We start from the raw sequence: 14,583 nt of genomic DNA on the forward strand, positions 1-14,583 counted from the left end.
GGCCGTGAACCCGCACGATCTCCTGCTCGGCGCCGTCGAGTTCACCGCCGCGCTGGTGCCGTTCCTGGCCGTGATCTTCGTCGGCAGCCTCGCGGCCCTCGTCCGGCCGGCGCTGCGCAAGGCCGCCCGCGGCCCGTCACGCGCCCTCCCCGCCTTCCACCGCCGCCGTCGTCCCTTCTAGCGCCGCCCGGCGCTCCACAGCTACGAGCGCAACTGGAGTTGCGCGCTCCGATGAGCGCTCAAGGGAGCGCGCCACTCCAGTGGCGCAATCTTCTTCCTTCTTCTCCACTGTTCTTTGGCCGCCCTCAAAACCCCTTGCGGCGCATGCAGTCCTGGAAGAAGGAAGTTTCCGCCGAGAACAGGTTGGGGTTCTCGAAGGTCATTTCACGGCCGCGGTTGTTGATACGCTGTGGCGGATAGCGCGCCTCGGCCTGGCGCCGGGCTTCGGCGCGGCAGTCTTGCGTATCGCCGAGCCGTGGCCCCGGGCCGCTCCCGCTTCCCCCGCCGTAGAGCGGCTGCTGCGGCTGGACCGGCTGCTGCTGCGCGTGCGCCGGCAGGACCGACAGGACGACGGTCGCGGCCACCACCAGAACGTTCCTCATGATCGCCTCCGGCGCTTGCAGCAATCATATCATCGCTCGACCCAGCCGGAACGTTGCAGCGCCCGACAGCAAGTCATGCGCTCCAGCCATCTCCGTGTCATCCCGAGCGAATGCGAGGGATCCTTGATCGGCGCCGGCCAAAGATCCCCCTGAGTTCACAAACGAAGTGCAACACCGGACTAGGGTGTTGCCATGGGGAGACATTACAGCCACCTCACCCTCGAGGAGCGGTGCACGATTGCCCAGCTTCGGCAAGCCGGCCAATCGGTCGGCCAGATCGCGGCAGCTCTGGATCGCCCGATCGACGAGGCCGAGCGCGACAGGCTCCGCCGCCTCCACCGCTGGGAAGTGCTGGGCCCCAACCACTGTGAGGGCTCGGCAGCCGCCCACCGGCGGCCTTCGTCATGCCGCCGCGGCGCCCAGGAGTCGCCACCATCGCTTTCGTACTCCCTTCGGACGGGCCACGGGGCCCGCGAACGGAGGCGATCATGCGCTACCTGAAGATGACCATCGGCGCCCTTCTGCTGATGTCGGCCGCCGGCTGCGCCTACTACGCACCGGGCTATCGCTACCCGCCCGGCCACTATTACTATCCCTACGGCCGGCCCGCCTATCACTGGTGGGGATACAGATAGACGCGATGACGCCGCCATCACAGCTTTGTCAGAAGCCGTGCAACATTGGTCACTGGCTGGCCGGGCCGCGGGTTGCAATTCTTCGCGCATGCCCAAGTCCGCCACCATCGACCCGCGCGAGGCGGGTCCGGTCTACGCCCTCCATCAAGGCCTGGAAGCGCTCGGCCGGAGCGGCCGCGGCATCCAGATCGACGATGTCGCCGGCGTCGAGGCCTTCTGGTCGGCCGATGCCATGGACGTGGCCTCGTGCGGCTTCGTGCTGCGGTTGCAGGACAGCCGGCGCCTCTACCTCGATGTCTGGGTCGAGCCCGCGGCCGACCCCGATGACGAGGACCGGGCGCGGCCGCCCAAGGTCGACATCGAGGTCGTGCCGCTCGCGGTCGGGCAGCGCTATCCGCACTTCCCCAGCCCGGCCGACCCGGTGGGCGGCTGGCGCGAGGATGTCGCGACCCTGAACGACTTCCTCGAGCGCGCCTCTCCGGCGGGCTGAGCCGAAGGCTTCGATCGCCGCCAGGCGCCGAGCCGCGTAGCCCATAGCAACCAGCGGGCGGCGACGGTGTTTCCCTTTCCAGCGGCACGCACGCCGTGCGGAAAGCGGAGGCGACCATGAGCGTACCCTATGGAACCGTTCCCGGTCCGGCCGAGGTCGGATCGCCGGTGGCGCCGATGGCGCTGGGACAGTTGACCGGCGTGGTGAAGCGGGTGTCGTGGCCCGCCATCTTCTCGGGCGTGGTGCTCGTGCTGGCGGTCGAGGTGCTGCTGGACATGCTGGGCGCGGGCATCGGCCTCGGCCTGGTCAATCCCGGCGGCGACACGCCCGACGCCCGCGGGCTGGGCATCGGCGCCGGCCTGTGGTGGTTCGCCAGCACCGTCATCGCGCTCCTGTTCGGCTGCTATGTCGCGGCCCGGCTGGCCGGCGTGGCGACGCGCTTCGACGGCGCCCTGCACGGCCTGGTGATCTGGGGGCTGGCGCTCCTGATCACGATCTATCTGCTGAGCACCGCAGTCGGCTCCGTGATCGGCGGCGCCTTCACGCTGGTGGGGGACACCGTGTCGGCGGCCGGCAAGGGGCTGGCCGCGGCGGCGCCGCAGGTCGCGCAGGCGGCCGGCGTCACGCCGGAGATGGTGCAGCGGCAGGCCGAGGCCTATCTGCAGCCCACCAATCCCGATCCGGCGACGATGAGCCCGCAGGACGCGCAGAAGGAGATCGCGCGCGCGATCCCCGATCTCGGGGCCGGCGGCGCGCGCGCCGACCAGGCCAGGGACCGGATCGTCACGATCATGGCGGGCCAGCTCAAGATCGGCAAGGAAGAGGCGGCGCAGCGCTTCGACGAGGCGCAGGCCAGGCTGGTCCAGACCCGCGACAGCACGGTCCGGACGGCCAGGAACGTCGCCGACCGTGGCGCCGCGGCCGCCTCGCGCGCCTCGCTGTGGGCCTTCGCCGCCCTGCTGATCGGCGCCATCGCCGCCGCCATCGGCGGCGCGCTCGCCTCGCCGCGGCTGACGGCCCGGCCCGTGGTCGATGTCGACTAGAAGCTCGCACGGCTTCTCGGGGCGAAGCCGGTTTCTCGTTGGCGGCGCGCTCCCCTGAACGCTCGAAGGGCCGCGATCACGCGCCGCGGTGGAGGAGCGTGCCGATCACGCGGCGCTCGAACCAGAGGAGGCAGAGCGCGAGCACGGCCGTGCCGGCGGCGAGCGCTGCCCACCATCGGGCGTCCCACGTTTCGGGCAAGGCGGCGATGGCGAGCGCCACGGCCGCCGAGCAGAGGAGCGGCGGGACGATCAGGGGAAGCACCGGGTGGCGGAAGATGTCGTGGCGCCGGCGGGCGCTGAGGCCCAGCACGAGCACCAGGGCCTCCGAGCCGATGGTGGTCGCCACGGCGCCCCACGCGCCCCAGAGCGGGATGATCGCCAGGTTGGCGGCGATGTTGGCGACCGCGCCCCAGGCGACGATGCGGAACTGGATGCGGCCATAGCCCCACGGGACGAGGATCTGCGACAGACCGTGATTGACGAACTGCAGCGCGACGGCGAGGCATAGCCATTCGAACAGCCGGCCGGCCTCGGCGAAGGCCGGGCCGTACATCATCGCGACGACATGCCGGCCGACGGCCCAGCCCAGCGCCGCGATCGGGAAGCCGCTCCAGGCGAGCAGCCCGAGATACTCGCGCGACAGGCGGACCGCCTGCGCCGGCGCCTCGCGGCTGCGCGCCAGCACCGGGAAGTAGGCGTTCCACAGCGAGGCGGTGACGAACGCCGAGACCATCATCAGGCGATAGGCGGTCGAGTACTGGCCCACCGCCTCGTCGCCGTCGGTCACGCCCAGGATCAGGGTGTCGGCGTAGAGGAAGACCAGGCCCGCGCCCTGCGCCAGGGCGAGCGGCCAGGCCTCGGCCAGCAGCGCGCGCGCCCCGGCGAGCCCGATCCGCCACGCCGCGACGAGGCGGTGGCGCGCCACGTACCAGACGGTGAACAGCGCCATCAGGCCGGGATAGGAAAGGCCCAGGCCCGCATACCAGTAGACGTCCGCCGGACCGTGAACGAAGGGCAGGAAGAGCGGGAGCTGCAAAGCGTTGAAGGCGAGGTTGGCGAAGCTCGGCGCCACCATGCGCTCGTGCGCCTGCAGGACCCAGCCGAGGTTCCAGGCGACGAAGAGCAGCCCCACCGCCTGGATCGCGAGCAGCAGGCTGCGCACGCGGCCCAGCGCCCCCAGCGCCGCGCAGACGAGGCAGACGGCGACCGCCAGCGCGGCGAGGAGCGTCTGCAAGGTCACGATCAGGCCGGGCAGATCCGCCTTCCTGTCCCTGGCGAGCTCGCGCTGGCCCACCGTCGTGAGGCCGGGATTGATCAGGATCGCGCCGAAGCCCAGCGCGGCCTGGACCCAGTTGACCTGTCCCACCGCCTCGGGGCCGAGGATGCGCCGCACGTAGATGCTGATGCCGATGGTGGCGAGGAAGCCGAGCAGGTAGGTGACGGAGAGGCTCAGGACATTGGTGGCGATGCGCTTCCGATTCGGCGCGACAACGCCCCGGGAGCCAATCCCTCCCGCGACGGCGCGCCCGCCGACCACCACCGTTTCGCTCACGACCCGCCTCCTGCAACAGGCGGTTGCTACGATTTCGTCACAGCAACCGATGTGGACAGTGTGGGCCATCGCGCGATGCGCGGGAGTTGCAAACGGGTGACCATGCCGTGAGCGCGCCGTGACCGGACGTCACGGCCACAACCTCTCCGTGTCCGACGGAGAGGAGCGACGCCCGGGCCTACATCGACGGCTGTTTCTTCGGCATCGCCGCCTCGTCGATCCACTTCAGCGCCTCGGTGCCGCTGATGGTGGCGCAGCGAAAGATCCCTCGCTGCGCTCGGGGGAGCGCGCCACTCCAGTGGCGCAATCTTTGCGTTCCAACAACCCCTGAGCGCAACTGGAGTTGCGCGCTCCGATGAGTGCTCGACGAGGCGCGCCGCTCCGGTGGCGCGATCTTCCCGCCGCTACACCGCATGCGCGCGATCGGGGTCGCGCGCTTGGGTGACCGCCGACGGCGGGCCGAGCACGATGCCCTCGTAGCCGCTCATCGCCACCTGGTTGAGGATCGAGGTGTATTTGGGCTGGCCGCCGTTGTAGACGACGTAGCGCACGTGGCCTTCCTCGTGGCCGGGCACGTTCGAGTTGTAGCCCGTGAACCAGCCCTTGGCCTTGCGCAGCAGCAGCATGGCGTACATGTCCTGCACGTGCTTGGTCCAGCGCGCCTGGGCCGCCAGCGTCGGCTCGCAGCGCGCCTGGCCGTGCTCGCGCATGTGGATCAGCAGGTCCGTGCACCAGTTGACGCCGAGCTCGATGCCGCGCGGGAAGTTGACCGACGCCGAGCCGCTTTGCGGGCCGGTCGGCATCAGCATGTTGGGGAAGCCCGCCACCATCAGGCCAAGGAAGGTCGAGGGACCATCCTTCCACAGCTCGGCCAGCCGCTCGCCGCCGGTGCCGCGGATGTCGATATGGTCGTAGGCGCCGGTGATGGCGTCGAAGCCGGTGGCGTAGACGATGATGTCGAAGTCGTAGTCGCGCTCGGTGGTGGCGAGGCCGGTCTCGGTCACGCGCACGATCGGCGTCGCGCTGACATCGACCAGGTGCACGTTGTCGCGGTTGTAGGCCTCGTAGTAGTTGGTCTCGAGCGGCACGCGCTGCACGCCGAAGCCGTGATCGCGCGGGATCAGCTTCTCGGCCGTCGCCGGATCCTTGACGCGCCGGCGGATGCGCCCGGCGATGTACTCGGAGAACTCGGCGTTGGCCTTCTCGTCGGTGAAGATCTCGCGGAAGTTCCGCAGCCAGATGCCGAAGCCCGGCTCGTCGTAAAGACGATCCCAGAGCCTGAGCCGCTCCTCGCGCGAGACCTCCCAGAAGCCGCGCCGGTCGGGCTCGTGCTCGAAGCCGCCGGGCGTGCGCGCGCAGGTGGCGAAGATCTCGTCGTAGCGGCGGCGGATGTCGGCCATCTCCTCCTCGGAGATCGGCCCGTTGTTCAAGGGCGCCGCCCAGTTGGGCCGGCGCTGGAAAACGGTGAGCTCGGCCGCCGTCTCCGCGATCACCGGGATCGCCTGGATGGCGGTGGCGCCGGTGCCGATCACGGCCACCTTCTTGCCGGCGAACGGCACGCCCTCGTGCGGCCAGTCGAAGGTGTGGAACGAGCGGCCCTTGAACTGCTCCATGCCGGGATAGCGCGGCCGGGCGGGAATGGAGAGCAGCCCCAGCGTCATGATCACGAAGCGCGCGGTGAGCGTGCGGCCGTCCGACACCGTGAGCCGCCAGAAGTTCCCCGCCTCGTCCCAGTGCGCGGCGTCGACGCGGCAGTTGAACTGCATGTGCCGGCGCAGGTCGAACTTGTCGGCGACGTGGTTCAGGTAGCGCAGGTTCTCGGGCTGGCCGGAGAAGCGCTCCTTCCAGTGCCATTCGTCCAGGAGCTCGCGCGAGAAGGAATAGCCGTAGGTGTAGCTCTCCGAATCGAAGCGCGCGCCGGGATAGCGGTTGTTGTACCACGTCCCGCCGAGCCCGCCCGCCGCCTCCAGCACGGTGGCCCTTATGCCGAGATCGACCAGCCGCTTGATCTGATAGATCCCGGCAACGCCCGCCCCGATGACGATGACTTCGTAGTCGAGCATGGGTCTGGTTCCTGTGTACTTGTTCCGATGATGGTAACGCGGGCGGCGGCCGAGTACAGACGGCAAAGATGCCGCTTTCGCGGGCCGGAAGCCAGTAGGCCGGCAGCCAGTATGGCCGATGGTAGTTACCGAGGTCCGGATGAACTGCATGGTGATTTTCGTAGCGCCCGCCCCGAAGCTGCGCCGCTGCTGCTCGCGCTCAGCGGCCGTCATGGCCAAGTGAGCGGCACTGGAGGTCGTCACCGGCAGCGTGACCCTCGAAAATGAAACGGGTGCCTTGGATCGCAACAGGTTGTGTCATCCCGAGCGGAGCGAGGGATCTTTGGCTGGCGCCGATAAAGGATCCCTCGCTGACGCTCGGGATGACACGATACTGGGCGTCTGCTCTTGTCGCTTGTCAGTGGCGCTCAGTGCTTGTGCCCGAACTCGCCCCTGGCCATCGCCAGGTGGTGAGGCTGGTGGTGCGAGCCGCTCGCCATCAGGCCGATGAAGCCGAGCCCGCGGATGTGCCGGATCTCCCCGGGGTCGGTCGCGGTCACCGTGAGCGACTCGCCGTTCGGCAGCGCCGTCGCCTTCGTCGTCCAGCCCTTGTGGCCGTTCATGGTCGCCGCCCAGGCCGGGACCATCCGCTGGATCGCCGCGAGCGTCCGGCCCTCGCCGATGACCGCGATCTCCAGGCCGCCATCGACGACTTTCGGAGTCTCGGCCGCCTTCAGCGTAAGCTCGTTCATGTCGATCAGGTGCTGCCGCAGGGCTTCGAGGTCGACCTTCGACCAGTCGGTCCCGGGATCGGCCTCCAGCATGTGCACGATCTCCTGAATGGCGCCGAATGCATCCTGTCCCGGAGCGGTCGGAAGCGTCGCGCTCCCGGCCGCGCCGGCATGGCCGGCCATCGGCATCATTCCTTCATGACGATGCATCGGCATCGGGCCGGCATCCATCGGCGGCTGGGCCGGCGGGCTTTGCGCCCAAGCAGCGAATGCCCCTGCCGCAACCAGCACGCCGCCGATCGCCATCAGACTGCGGATCGAAGCCATCGATCGTCCTCCAGAAGTCCCGGTTGAATTTACCCGGACGGCGCTGCCGATCGCATGATCAGGATCATGCGCGGCCAACTTATCTCGACGTGTCCCTGGTGATCCTTATGTCGGACTTCGTGCGCGCGATCCGCCCTTCCGCCTCGAGCGATGCGAGCGTGCGATACAGCGCCTCGCGGGTCAGGCCGACCTCTGCCGCAATGTCCTGCAACCGGCTCTCGACGGCGATGCGCCGGCCGCCGGCGCCTGCGCGTGAGCGAAGGTATTGCATTACGCGCTCCCGGGCCGACCGGATGTTCCGCAACTCCATCCGGGCACGGAGGTCCTGAAGCTGCCGTGCCAGCCGGGCCATGAACGCCTCCGAAAGTGCCGGATCCGTCCGGAGCGCGTCCTTGATCGCCTTCTTCGCATAAACGCGAATGCGCGAGGGCGCCGTGGCAACGGCGTCGCAATGGTACGCCTCGGCGAAAAGCGCGGCCTCGGAAAAGAACTCACCTTCCCGGGCGGTGTGGAGGATCACGAGATGGTCGTCGATGGTCCGGCGGACCAGGCGGAGCCGTCCGCTTTCTACCCTGTAGATTGCCGTAACGGGATCGCCCTGGCGAAACAGCGGTTCGCCGTTCGCAAGCTCGCGCATCGTGCTCCCTGCCTCCAGGGAGCGCGGCAGGAGGTGGCCCAGGTCAGTCAATCTGCTCCTTGGGCGCCCGATCGGCGCACCCGGGAAAACGTACAGGATGGCGCTCCCGCGCACACCCGGAACGAGCGTCCCCGAAGCCGCACCTGCCGATGCGGGCAGACGTGCTGGCGATGCAGCGCGCTGCTGCCGCCGGGCAAGTCGCGCCACAGCACTCAAGGCCGCGTCATCCCGAGCGGAGCGCTTGCCCTGAGCGAAGCCGAAGGGAGGGATCCTTGGTCGGCGTCGCGAAGGATCCCTCGCCTTCGGCTCGGGATGACACGGAGATTGCCGGGCCGCTTTCCGTGGGCGCTATCGCGCGGCGGGATGGAAGATCGCCAGCCGTGCGGTGCCTTGCCAGACGGAGGCGCCGTCGCCGAAGCGGGCGAAGTAGATGTTGCCGCGCGAGTCGCGCAGGTCGCTGCCGGCATAGACGGCGGGCGGCACCGGGCCGACCAGGCCGACCGCGCCCGAGGCGATGTCGTAGGCGTAGAGGTTCGAGCCCCGGGCATGGCTGCGGCGGGGAATGCCGTAGAGGCGCGTCTCGTCGGCCGAGAGCGTGATGCCGTAGAGCTGGTCCACCCGCTCGCCGGCCGCGATCTCCTCGCGCGGCAGGAACGTCCCGAGATGCGTGAAGGCGCCGCTCGCGACATCGAGCCGGTAGAGCTCGCCGTTCACCGTCGAGAGCCAGATCGTGCGGCCGTCGCGCGTTTTGGTCTGGCCGTTCCAGAAGCCGCCGCTCGCGGTGTAGGCGGTCGCGGCCATCGCTCCCGTCGCGAGGTCGTAGGCCCAGATGCGATGCACCGCCCCACGCCGCGCCGGATCCTCGGTGCCGCGATAGGTGTATATCCTGCCCGCCTTCGTAGCGACGATCTCGCGGCTCAGGGGATTGCCGAGACGCCACGGAATGCCGGCCACGACCTCGCGCACGCGGTTGCGCTTGGTGTCGAACAGCACGATGTCGCTCGACGGATGGGCGAGACCGACCAGCAGATCGGAGCCCGGCGCGTGGGCGAGCGCGATCAGGCCCTGGTAGCGCGTCACCACGCCGCCCGGCAGCGCGCGGCTCACGTCCTCCAGCTTGTCGCGCGCGATGTCGTAGGCGTAGAGATGCGACCCGCGATAGCCGGGCAGCGCATCGATCGATTCCTTGAGATCGTGGAAGCCCTGCGAGCCCATGTAGATCCGGCCGTCGATCTCGACCAGGTGCGTGTGGCCCTTGGGAATCTCCTCGCCGGGCGCGAGATTGCCGACCGTCCGCGCGGCGTCCATGAAGGTGCCGAGGAAGCGGCGCTCGCCGCTCGCCGGGTCGTAGCGGAAGACGGCGAAATCCTCGCGCCCGTCGGCGCGCCGGCTGGTGAAGCCGATATAGACCCGCTCGCGGCGGTCCATGCCGATCGCGTCCCAGCACTGCTCGAGCACGAGGCCGGCCGGCGCGATGTCGTCGAAGGCGATCGGCCGTTCGCTGGCCGCGAGCGCGCGGCTTGTCGGGCCTGCCTGGGACGGCGATGAGCCGACGATGCACGTGACGGCGATCGCAGCGGCAAGAGCGGCCAGCAGGGCGACCGCAAGAAGGACGTGACGCATCGATTGCTCCTGCCGACGGGGCGGCATCATTGTCTCAAGAGCGCGTCCAGTCTGCGGCTCCATTCGGGATTGAGATGTTTCAGCGGCTTGAGAAGGTTGCTGGTCGAATCGGTGGCGCGTCGCATCGCATCGAAATGCCGTGCCGCCTTCTCGGTCTGCCCGATCTGGGCGCAACAGAGCGCGGCCACCTCAAGGGTCATCTGGGCCTCCGGGCGGATCTCCAACGCCTTGTTGGCCGCCGCCAAAGCGAGGTCCCGCTCCTCCAGGAACAGATGAGCGAGCGCCAGCAGGTCGAACCAGGCGAAATTGTGCGGATCGTAAGCATTCAATCGCAGCCCTTGCCGCAGCGCGTCTCTCGCTTCCTGTGCGCGGCCGGCGTAGAGGTGCGCCATTCCGAGCACGAGATGGCCGAGGGCGAAGCTCGAGCTGAGTTCGATGATGCGATGCGCCGCGTGCACCGCCTGGTCGAGCCGGTGCGCGGCGCAGCTCGTGATGGCGAGGCCGTAATGGGCGTACGGGTTTTTCGCATCGAGGCGGACCGCCGTCATCGCCGCCGTCAGCCCTTCCTGAATCACCGCCTCCGGCCGGTCGCTCCATCCCCATAAGCCGATGCCGCCGCACACGCGCGCCAGCCAGATGTGCGCCTCGGGCAAAAACGGATCCAGCTTCGTCGCCGTCTGGAAAAGCTTGCGAGCCTGTTCGTGCGGCTCCCGGGCGACGCGATGGAACAGCAGGACGCCCCGGCGGACGAGGTTCCATGCCGTCTGCATGTCGCCATGGCGAAGCGCGGCCGGTCCGGTCTCTGACTTCAGAAGCTCGGGCTCGATGGCGCCGACAACGTGATCGGTGATGTCGTCCTGGATGGCGAACACGTCGGACAGGTCGCGCTCGTAGCGCTCGGCCCAGATATGACCGCCGGTCGCGGCATCGATGAGCTGCGCCGTGACGCGAATGCGTCCGCCGGCCGAGCGATAGCTTCCGGCCACGAGATAGCGCACACCCAGCCGGGCCGCGACCTCCCGGACATCGACTGATGCGTCGCGGAAGGCGAAGCTCGTATTGCGCGCTACAACCATGAACCACTTGAACCGCGTGAGAGCCATGATGATGTCGTCGGCAATGGCGTCACCGAAGTGGTGGTGGGCAGTGTGGTCCGACAAATCGACGAACGGCAACACGGCGATCGACGAACGAGCCCGCGTGTCGGGTTCTGCAGTGACAGCCGGGCCGACATAGCGATAGCCACGTCTCGGCAGCGTCTCGATCCATCGCTCCCCGCCCGGCTCGAGGCCGAGCGCCTTGCGCAGCGTCGTCATCTGGGTAGCGAGATTGCCTTCTTCCACCGCCCGACCGCTCCACGCCTGCTCAATGAGCAAGTCCTTGGAGACCGGCAGGCCTGGGTGCTGGAGGAGAACGCGCAGCAGGGACACTGCCCGACCACCCAGGCCGACGAGGTCGTCGCCGTGAAACAGGGCCTTCGTCGTCACGTCCAGGCGAAAGGCTCCAAACGTGTACGAGGTCTCGGCAGGCGGTTCCGGGCTCATTGCCCGGACATTTTAAGAACTTATTGAGCGTCCGTTCAGGACTTTAATGCCGGCAGGCGAGCACGGTGGCATTCCTGGGAAGACGGGAGGAATGACTATGACCGGCATCAAGGATCGGATTCACAAAAGCAATGAGCCGCTGGGAGGTTATATCTGTCTCATCCCTTCAGCGGTAGTGACGCAGGCCTTTGCCGCAGCAGGAGCGGACTGGCTGGTTGTCGACCAGGAGCATGCCCCAATCGGCATCGAGACCCTCCATGCCATGGTCGCAGCGACGGCAGGCACGAACTGTTCGCCATGGGTGCGTGTCCCCAAACGCGACGAAGCCTTCGTCAAGCCGGCGCTCGACGCCGGGGCCGAAGGCATCATGTTTCCACTGGTGCGGACAGCGGAGGAGGCCGCCGAATGCGTGGACCTCACCACCTATCCTCCGAAGGGCCATCGCGGCTGGGGACCGTTCGTCGCCCATTCCCGATGGAACGTCGAGATGATGGACTACTTGCCCAACCGCGGCGGCGAGACGGTGTGCGGCCTTCTCATCGAGACCAGGGCTGCGGTCGACAACATCGAGGAGATCTGCAAGGTCGAGGGCATCGACTACATGATCATTGCCACGTTCGACCTCTCGACCGAACTCGGCGTGTCGGGCCAATTCGACTCGCCTGTCCTCGTGGAAGCGATTCGGCATGCGGAGAACGCGATCCTCAAGTCGGGCATCGCACTTGGCGCCTCCGCGCTGACCAAGGAGCAGGCGCAGGCGAACCGGAGCCGAGGCCATCGCCTTCTGGTCTATGGATTCGACATCGTCATGCTGAAGCAGCACGCGCGTCAGGCGGCCACTTGGGTGACAGAATAGCGCGCTTCTCGTTCCACTTACCGATCACCACCAGCCTCATCCTGCGTCCCAGCACTGCTCGAGCACGAGGCCGGCCGGCGCGATGTCGTCGAAGGCGATCGCGCGCTGCTCGACGGCGCCGGCATGCGAGGGCAGGCAGCCGGCGAGCAGGGCCACGAGCGCCACCAACAAGAAACAAGTCATGTGCTGCAGCCACTTCCGCTCGGGATGACACCGGTTCTTGCAGCCGACCTCTGCGAACGCAAGCCTGTGCATGCAAGGCCGCTTGAGCCGGTGACGGCGGGACGGCATCGTGCGCGGCGCGAAAGGAACGGAGGACCGGAAATGACTCTCCCGAGAATCGTGTGCGGGCTCGCGGTCGCGGCGGCCGGCTGTCTGGCGGCTCTTCCCGCGGCGGCGCAGACGGCGCACGCGGCGCTGAAGGACGCCAAGGGCAAGGCGGTGGGCGAGGTCCGGCTGACCCAGACGCCGCACGGCGTGCTGCTCCGGATCTCGGTCGCGGGCCTGCCGCCGGGCGAGCATGCCGTGCACATCCACGCCGTCGGCAAGTGCGAGCCGCCCGCCTTCACCAGCGCCGGCGGTCATTTCAATCCCGGCCACAGGAAGCACGGCATGGAGGCGGCCGAGGGGCTGCATGCCGGCGACATGCCCAACCTCTCCGTCCCCGCCTCCGGCGCGCTCGCGGTCGAGATCGCCAATCCCATGATCACGCTGGCCAGGGGCCAGCCCAACTCGGTGCTCGACGCCGACGGCTCGGCGATCGTGATCCATGCCCGCGCCGACGACTACAAGAGCGACCCGGCCGGCAATGCCGGCGATCGCATCGCCTGCGGCGTGGTCACGGAGTGAGGCCGAAGAGCGCCGCTTCCACGCGCCGGCTCGGGCGCGCGCCGGATCAGGCCGGCGGATCGACCGTGACGCCGCTGCGCGCGGCGATCGCGACGATCTCCTCGACCGGCGGCATGCCGGCCCCGGCCTTGCGCACGGCCGCGTCGAAGGCGCCGAACATGCGCTCCAGCCCGGCGCCCGGCAGCGCCAGGACCAGCATCTTCGCCTCGGCCGCCGACTCGTTGCGGAAGGCATGCCGGCTGCCGCGCGGGGCGAGGACGAAGCCGCCGGCGCCGAGCCGCAGCGGCCGGGACCGGCCTTCGATCTCGAAGGTCATCTCGCCCGCCACGATGTAGAACGCCTCGTCCTCGCGGCTGTGGGTGTGCGGCGGCGCGCCGATCCCGGGCGGGATGGTCTCCTCGAACACCGAGAGGCTGCCGCCGGTTTCCGCCGCCAATACCTTATAGAGGTGCGTGGCGCCCAGGACATCGTGGCGCGAGCCTTCGCCCGGCGCTCGCACGACCGGAGACATCTGTTGCGTGGCTTCGGCGGTCGTCGTGAGGGCGGTCATCGTGAGGCTCCTGTGCTGATGCTATCCTCGCCGCGAGTCGATACGCCCGCGTCGGCCGATGCGGAAATCGAATGATCGTATGGGTCCGATCGATGCCATGAATTTCGCCGCCTTCGACCTCAATCTCCTGCGCGTCTTCGACGCCCTGATGCGCGAGCGCAGCGCCACGCGCGCGGGCGAGCGCGTCGGGCTCAGCCAGCCGGCGGTCAGCGCCGCGCTCGGCCGGCTGCGCCATCTGCTGGGCGACGAGCTGTTCGTGCGGCAGGGCAACGAGATGGTGCCGACGCCGCGCGCGCTGGCGCTGGGCGAGCCGCTGCGCGACGCGCTCGCCCGCATCGAGCAGGCGCTCTCCGCCGGCGCCCGCTTCGATCCCGCCGCCGAGAAGCGCGGCTTCACCCTGCTCGGCGCCGACTTCTTCTCCATGCTGATGATGCCGGATCTGTCCGAGACGGTGGCGCGCGCCGCGCCCGGCATCACGCTGCATTTCCTCGACAGCGCGCGCGGCGATGTCGACCGGCTCCTGAGCGACGACAAGATCGACATGGCGATCGAGCGGCCGCTCGACCTGCCGGACTGGGTCTCGCGCCGACCGCTGTTCCGCGGGCCGTTCGCGGTCATCGCAGCCAGAGGCCATCCCGATCTCGCCGCCGCCGGCGTGCGCGAGGGCGAGCCCGTCCCGCTCGATCTCTTCTGCGCCCTGCCGCACGCGCTGCGCTCGATCGACGGCAGCACCACCGGCTCGGCGGTCTCCGATGCGCTGGCGGCGATCGGCCGGCGACGGCGCGTCGTCCTCACGCTGCCGCAGTTCCACGGCGTGGCGCTCGCCGTCGCGCGCGGCCGGCTGCTGGCCGCGGTGCCGGTGCAACTGGCCCGCGCGGTCGCGGACGAGCTCGCGCTCGGCGTCTACCAGCCGCCGATCCCGGTCCCGGTGCCGGAGGTGCACCTCTACTGGCACCGCCGCCACGACCACGAGCCCGCGCACCGCTGGCTGCGCGAGCAGGTCGTGAAGGCCACCGAGGTCTTCGCCTGATCCAGCCGCCACACCGCACACGGCGCCTGCAGATTGACGCCGCACCTTCGCCGATTTTGCCGGCGACAGTGC

At 69.0% G+C, this 14,583-nt stretch carries 17 protein-coding genes; 8 read left to right on the top strand and 9 right to left on the bottom strand.

Annotation, left to right across the window (positions count from 1 at the left end):
* Positions 1–4 precede the first annotated feature (4 nt).
* Positions 5–181 carry a hypothetical protein gene (locus OJF58_RS00865; RefSeq protein WP_300781158.1) on the top strand — a complete coding sequence of 59 codons (177 nt, stop codon included), beginning with the start codon at positions 5–7 and terminating at the stop codon, positions 179–181.
* Positions 182–305: 124 nt separating this feature from the next.
* Here the strand turns inward: OJF58_RS00865 and OJF58_RS00870 are convergent, their stop codons facing one another.
* Positions 306–602, bottom strand: a complete 297-nt coding sequence (locus OJF58_RS00870; RefSeq protein WP_300781159.1) for a hypothetical protein — start codon at positions 600–602, stop codon at positions 306–308.
* Between the two features lie 192 nt (positions 603–794).
* Here OJF58_RS00870 and OJF58_RS27050 point away from each other — a divergent pair, with 192 nt between their 5' ends.
* The 4 genes from OJF58_RS27050 (at position 795) to OJF58_RS00885 (ending at position 2,770) form a co-directional block, all read left to right on the top strand.
* A complete protein-coding gene (locus OJF58_RS27050) occupies positions 795–1,103 on the top strand; it encodes a helix-turn-helix domain-containing protein (RefSeq protein WP_366526805.1) in 309 nt (102 codons plus the stop codon).
* Positions 1,091–1,237, top strand: coding sequence for a hypothetical protein (locus tag OJF58_RS00875; protein WP_300781160.1), 147 nt, complete (start codon positions 1,091–1,093; stop codon positions 1,235–1,237). Before OJF58_RS27050 ends, OJF58_RS00875 begins: the two co-directional genes overlap by 13 nt.
* A gap of 88 nt (positions 1,238–1,325) precedes the next feature.
* A complete protein-coding gene (locus OJF58_RS00880) occupies positions 1,326–1,727 on the top strand; it encodes a hypothetical protein (protein WP_300781161.1) in 402 nt (133 codons plus the stop codon).
* A gap of 116 nt (positions 1,728–1,843) precedes the next feature.
* Positions 1,844–2,770, top strand: coding sequence for a hypothetical protein (locus tag OJF58_RS00885; RefSeq protein WP_300781162.1), 927 nt, complete (start codon positions 1,844–1,846; stop codon positions 2,768–2,770).
* A gap of 76 nt (positions 2,771–2,846) precedes the next feature.
* Here the strand turns inward: OJF58_RS00885 and OJF58_RS00890 are convergent, their stop codons facing one another.
* From OJF58_RS00890 to OJF58_RS00915, 6 genes are all read right to left on the bottom strand, one after another.
* Complete coding sequence (locus OJF58_RS00890) at positions 2,847–4,322, bottom strand: flippase (protein ID WP_300781163.1); 1,476 nt, start codon at positions 4,320–4,322, stop codon at positions 2,847–2,849.
* Positions 4,323–4,726: 404 nt separating this feature from the next.
* A complete protein-coding gene (locus OJF58_RS00895; protein ID WP_300781164.1) occupies positions 4,727–6,385 on the bottom strand; it encodes an NAD(P)/FAD-dependent oxidoreductase in 1,659 nt (552 codons plus the stop codon).
* Positions 6,386–6,792: 407 nt separating this feature from the next.
* Positions 6,793–7,422, bottom strand: coding sequence for a hypothetical protein (locus OJF58_RS00900; RefSeq protein WP_300781165.1), 630 nt, complete (start codon positions 7,420–7,422; stop codon positions 6,793–6,795).
* Between the two features lie 79 nt (positions 7,423–7,501).
* Positions 7,502–8,059 carry a Crp/Fnr family transcriptional regulator gene (locus OJF58_RS00905; RefSeq protein ID WP_300781166.1) on the bottom strand — a complete coding sequence of 186 codons (558 nt, stop codon included), beginning with the start codon at positions 8,057–8,059 and terminating at the stop codon, positions 7,502–7,504.
* Positions 8,060–8,407: 348 nt separating this feature from the next.
* Positions 8,408–9,682 (bottom strand): hypothetical protein, encoded by a 1,275-nt coding sequence (locus OJF58_RS00910; protein WP_300781167.1) that lies wholly within the window; start codon positions 9,680–9,682, stop codon positions 8,408–8,410.
* A 26-nt stretch (positions 9,683–9,708) separates the two neighbouring features.
* Complete coding sequence (locus tag OJF58_RS00915) at positions 9,709–11,169, bottom strand: FlgO family outer membrane protein (RefSeq protein ID WP_300781168.1); 1,461 nt, start codon at positions 11,167–11,169, stop codon at positions 9,709–9,711.
* A 103-nt stretch (positions 11,170–11,272) separates the two neighbouring features.
* On the opposite strand from OJF58_RS00915, the gene OJF58_RS00920 reads away from it, so the two are divergent.
* On the top strand, positions 11,273–12,082 hold the full coding sequence (locus tag OJF58_RS00920; RefSeq protein ID WP_300781169.1) for an aldolase/citrate lyase family protein: 810 nt from the start codon (positions 11,273–11,275) through the stop codon (positions 12,080–12,082).
* Positions 12,083–12,118: 36 nt separating this feature from the next.
* Here OJF58_RS00920 and OJF58_RS00925 read toward each other — a convergent pair whose 3' ends face one another.
* Entirely contained in the window at positions 12,119–12,337 is a 219-nt protein-coding gene (locus OJF58_RS00925; RefSeq protein ID WP_300781170.1) for a hypothetical protein, read from the bottom strand.
* Positions 12,338–12,406: 69 nt separating this feature from the next.
* Here OJF58_RS00925 and OJF58_RS00930 point away from each other — a divergent pair, with 69 nt between their 5' ends.
* Positions 12,407–12,931, top strand: a complete 525-nt coding sequence (locus OJF58_RS00930; RefSeq protein ID WP_300781171.1) for a superoxide dismutase family protein — start codon at positions 12,407–12,409, stop codon at positions 12,929–12,931.
* A 46-nt stretch (positions 12,932–12,977) separates the two neighbouring features.
* Here OJF58_RS00930 and OJF58_RS00935 read toward each other — a convergent pair whose 3' ends face one another.
* Positions 12,978–13,481: a cupin domain-containing protein gene (locus OJF58_RS00935; protein ID WP_300781172.1), complete on the bottom strand. Its 504-nt coding sequence runs from the start codon at positions 13,479–13,481 to the stop codon at positions 12,978–12,980.
* 79 nt (positions 13,482–13,560) lie between these two features.
* Between OJF58_RS00935 and OJF58_RS00940 the strand changes: the two genes are divergently transcribed.
* Positions 13,561–14,511 carry a LysR family transcriptional regulator gene (locus OJF58_RS00940; protein WP_300781173.1) on the top strand — a complete coding sequence of 317 codons (951 nt, stop codon included), beginning with the start codon at positions 13,561–13,563 and terminating at the stop codon, positions 14,509–14,511.
* Positions 14,512–14,583: the final 72 nt, after the last annotated feature.

The organism is Enhydrobacter sp., from assembly GCF_030246845.1.
Taxonomy (GTDB): Bacteria; Pseudomonadota; Alphaproteobacteria; order Reyranellales; family Reyranellaceae; genus Reyranella.

What these genes read in the sequence shown, in the direction of transcription:
- OJF58_RS00895 (WP_300781164.1), bottom strand. Translation starts at nt 6,385, where the DNA reads ATGCTCGACTACGAAGTCATCGTCATCGGGGCGGGCGTTGCCGGGATC.
- OJF58_RS00930 (WP_300781171.1), top strand. Translation starts at nt 12,407, where the DNA reads ATGACTCTCCCGAGAATCGTGTGCGGGCTCGCGGTCGCGGCGGCCGGC.
- OJF58_RS00900 (WP_300781165.1), bottom strand. Translation starts at nt 7,422, where the DNA reads ATGGCTTCGATCCGCAGTCTGATGGCGATCGGCGGCGTGCTGGTTGCG.
- OJF58_RS00905 (WP_300781166.1), bottom strand. Translation starts at nt 8,059, where the DNA reads ATGCGCGAGCTTGCGAACGGCGAACCGCTGTTTCGCCAGGGCGATCCC.
- OJF58_RS00925 (WP_300781170.1), bottom strand. Translation starts at nt 12,337, where the DNA reads ATGCACAGGCTTGCGTTCGCAGAGGTCGGCTGCAAGAACCGGTGTCAT.
- OJF58_RS00875 (WP_300781160.1), top strand. Translation starts at nt 1,091, where the DNA reads ATGCGCTACCTGAAGATGACCATCGGCGCCCTTCTGCTGATGTCGGCC.
- OJF58_RS00870 (WP_300781159.1), bottom strand. Translation starts at nt 602, where the DNA reads ATGAGGAACGTTCTGGTGGTGGCCGCGACCGTCGTCCTGTCGGTCCTG.
- OJF58_RS00920 (WP_300781169.1), top strand. Translation starts at nt 11,273, where the DNA reads ATGCCGGCAGGCGAGCACGGTGGCATTCCTGGGAAGACGGGAGGAATG.
- OJF58_RS00940 (WP_300781173.1), top strand. Translation starts at nt 13,561, where the DNA reads ATGGGTCCGATCGATGCCATGAATTTCGCCGCCTTCGACCTCAATCTC.
- OJF58_RS00935 (WP_300781172.1), bottom strand. Translation starts at nt 13,481, where the DNA reads ATGACCGCCCTCACGACGACCGCCGAAGCCACGCAACAGATGTCTCCG.
- OJF58_RS00880 (WP_300781161.1), top strand. Translation starts at nt 1,326, where the DNA reads ATGCCCAAGTCCGCCACCATCGACCCGCGCGAGGCGGGTCCGGTCTAC.
- OJF58_RS00885 (WP_300781162.1), top strand. Translation starts at nt 1,844, where the DNA reads ATGAGCGTACCCTATGGAACCGTTCCCGGTCCGGCCGAGGTCGGATCG.
- OJF58_RS27050 (WP_366526805.1), top strand. Translation starts at nt 795, where the DNA reads ATGGGGAGACATTACAGCCACCTCACCCTCGAGGAGCGGTGCACGATT.
- OJF58_RS00910 (WP_300781167.1), bottom strand. Translation starts at nt 9,682, where the DNA reads ATGCGTCACGTCCTTCTTGCGGTCGCCCTGCTGGCCGCTCTTGCCGCT.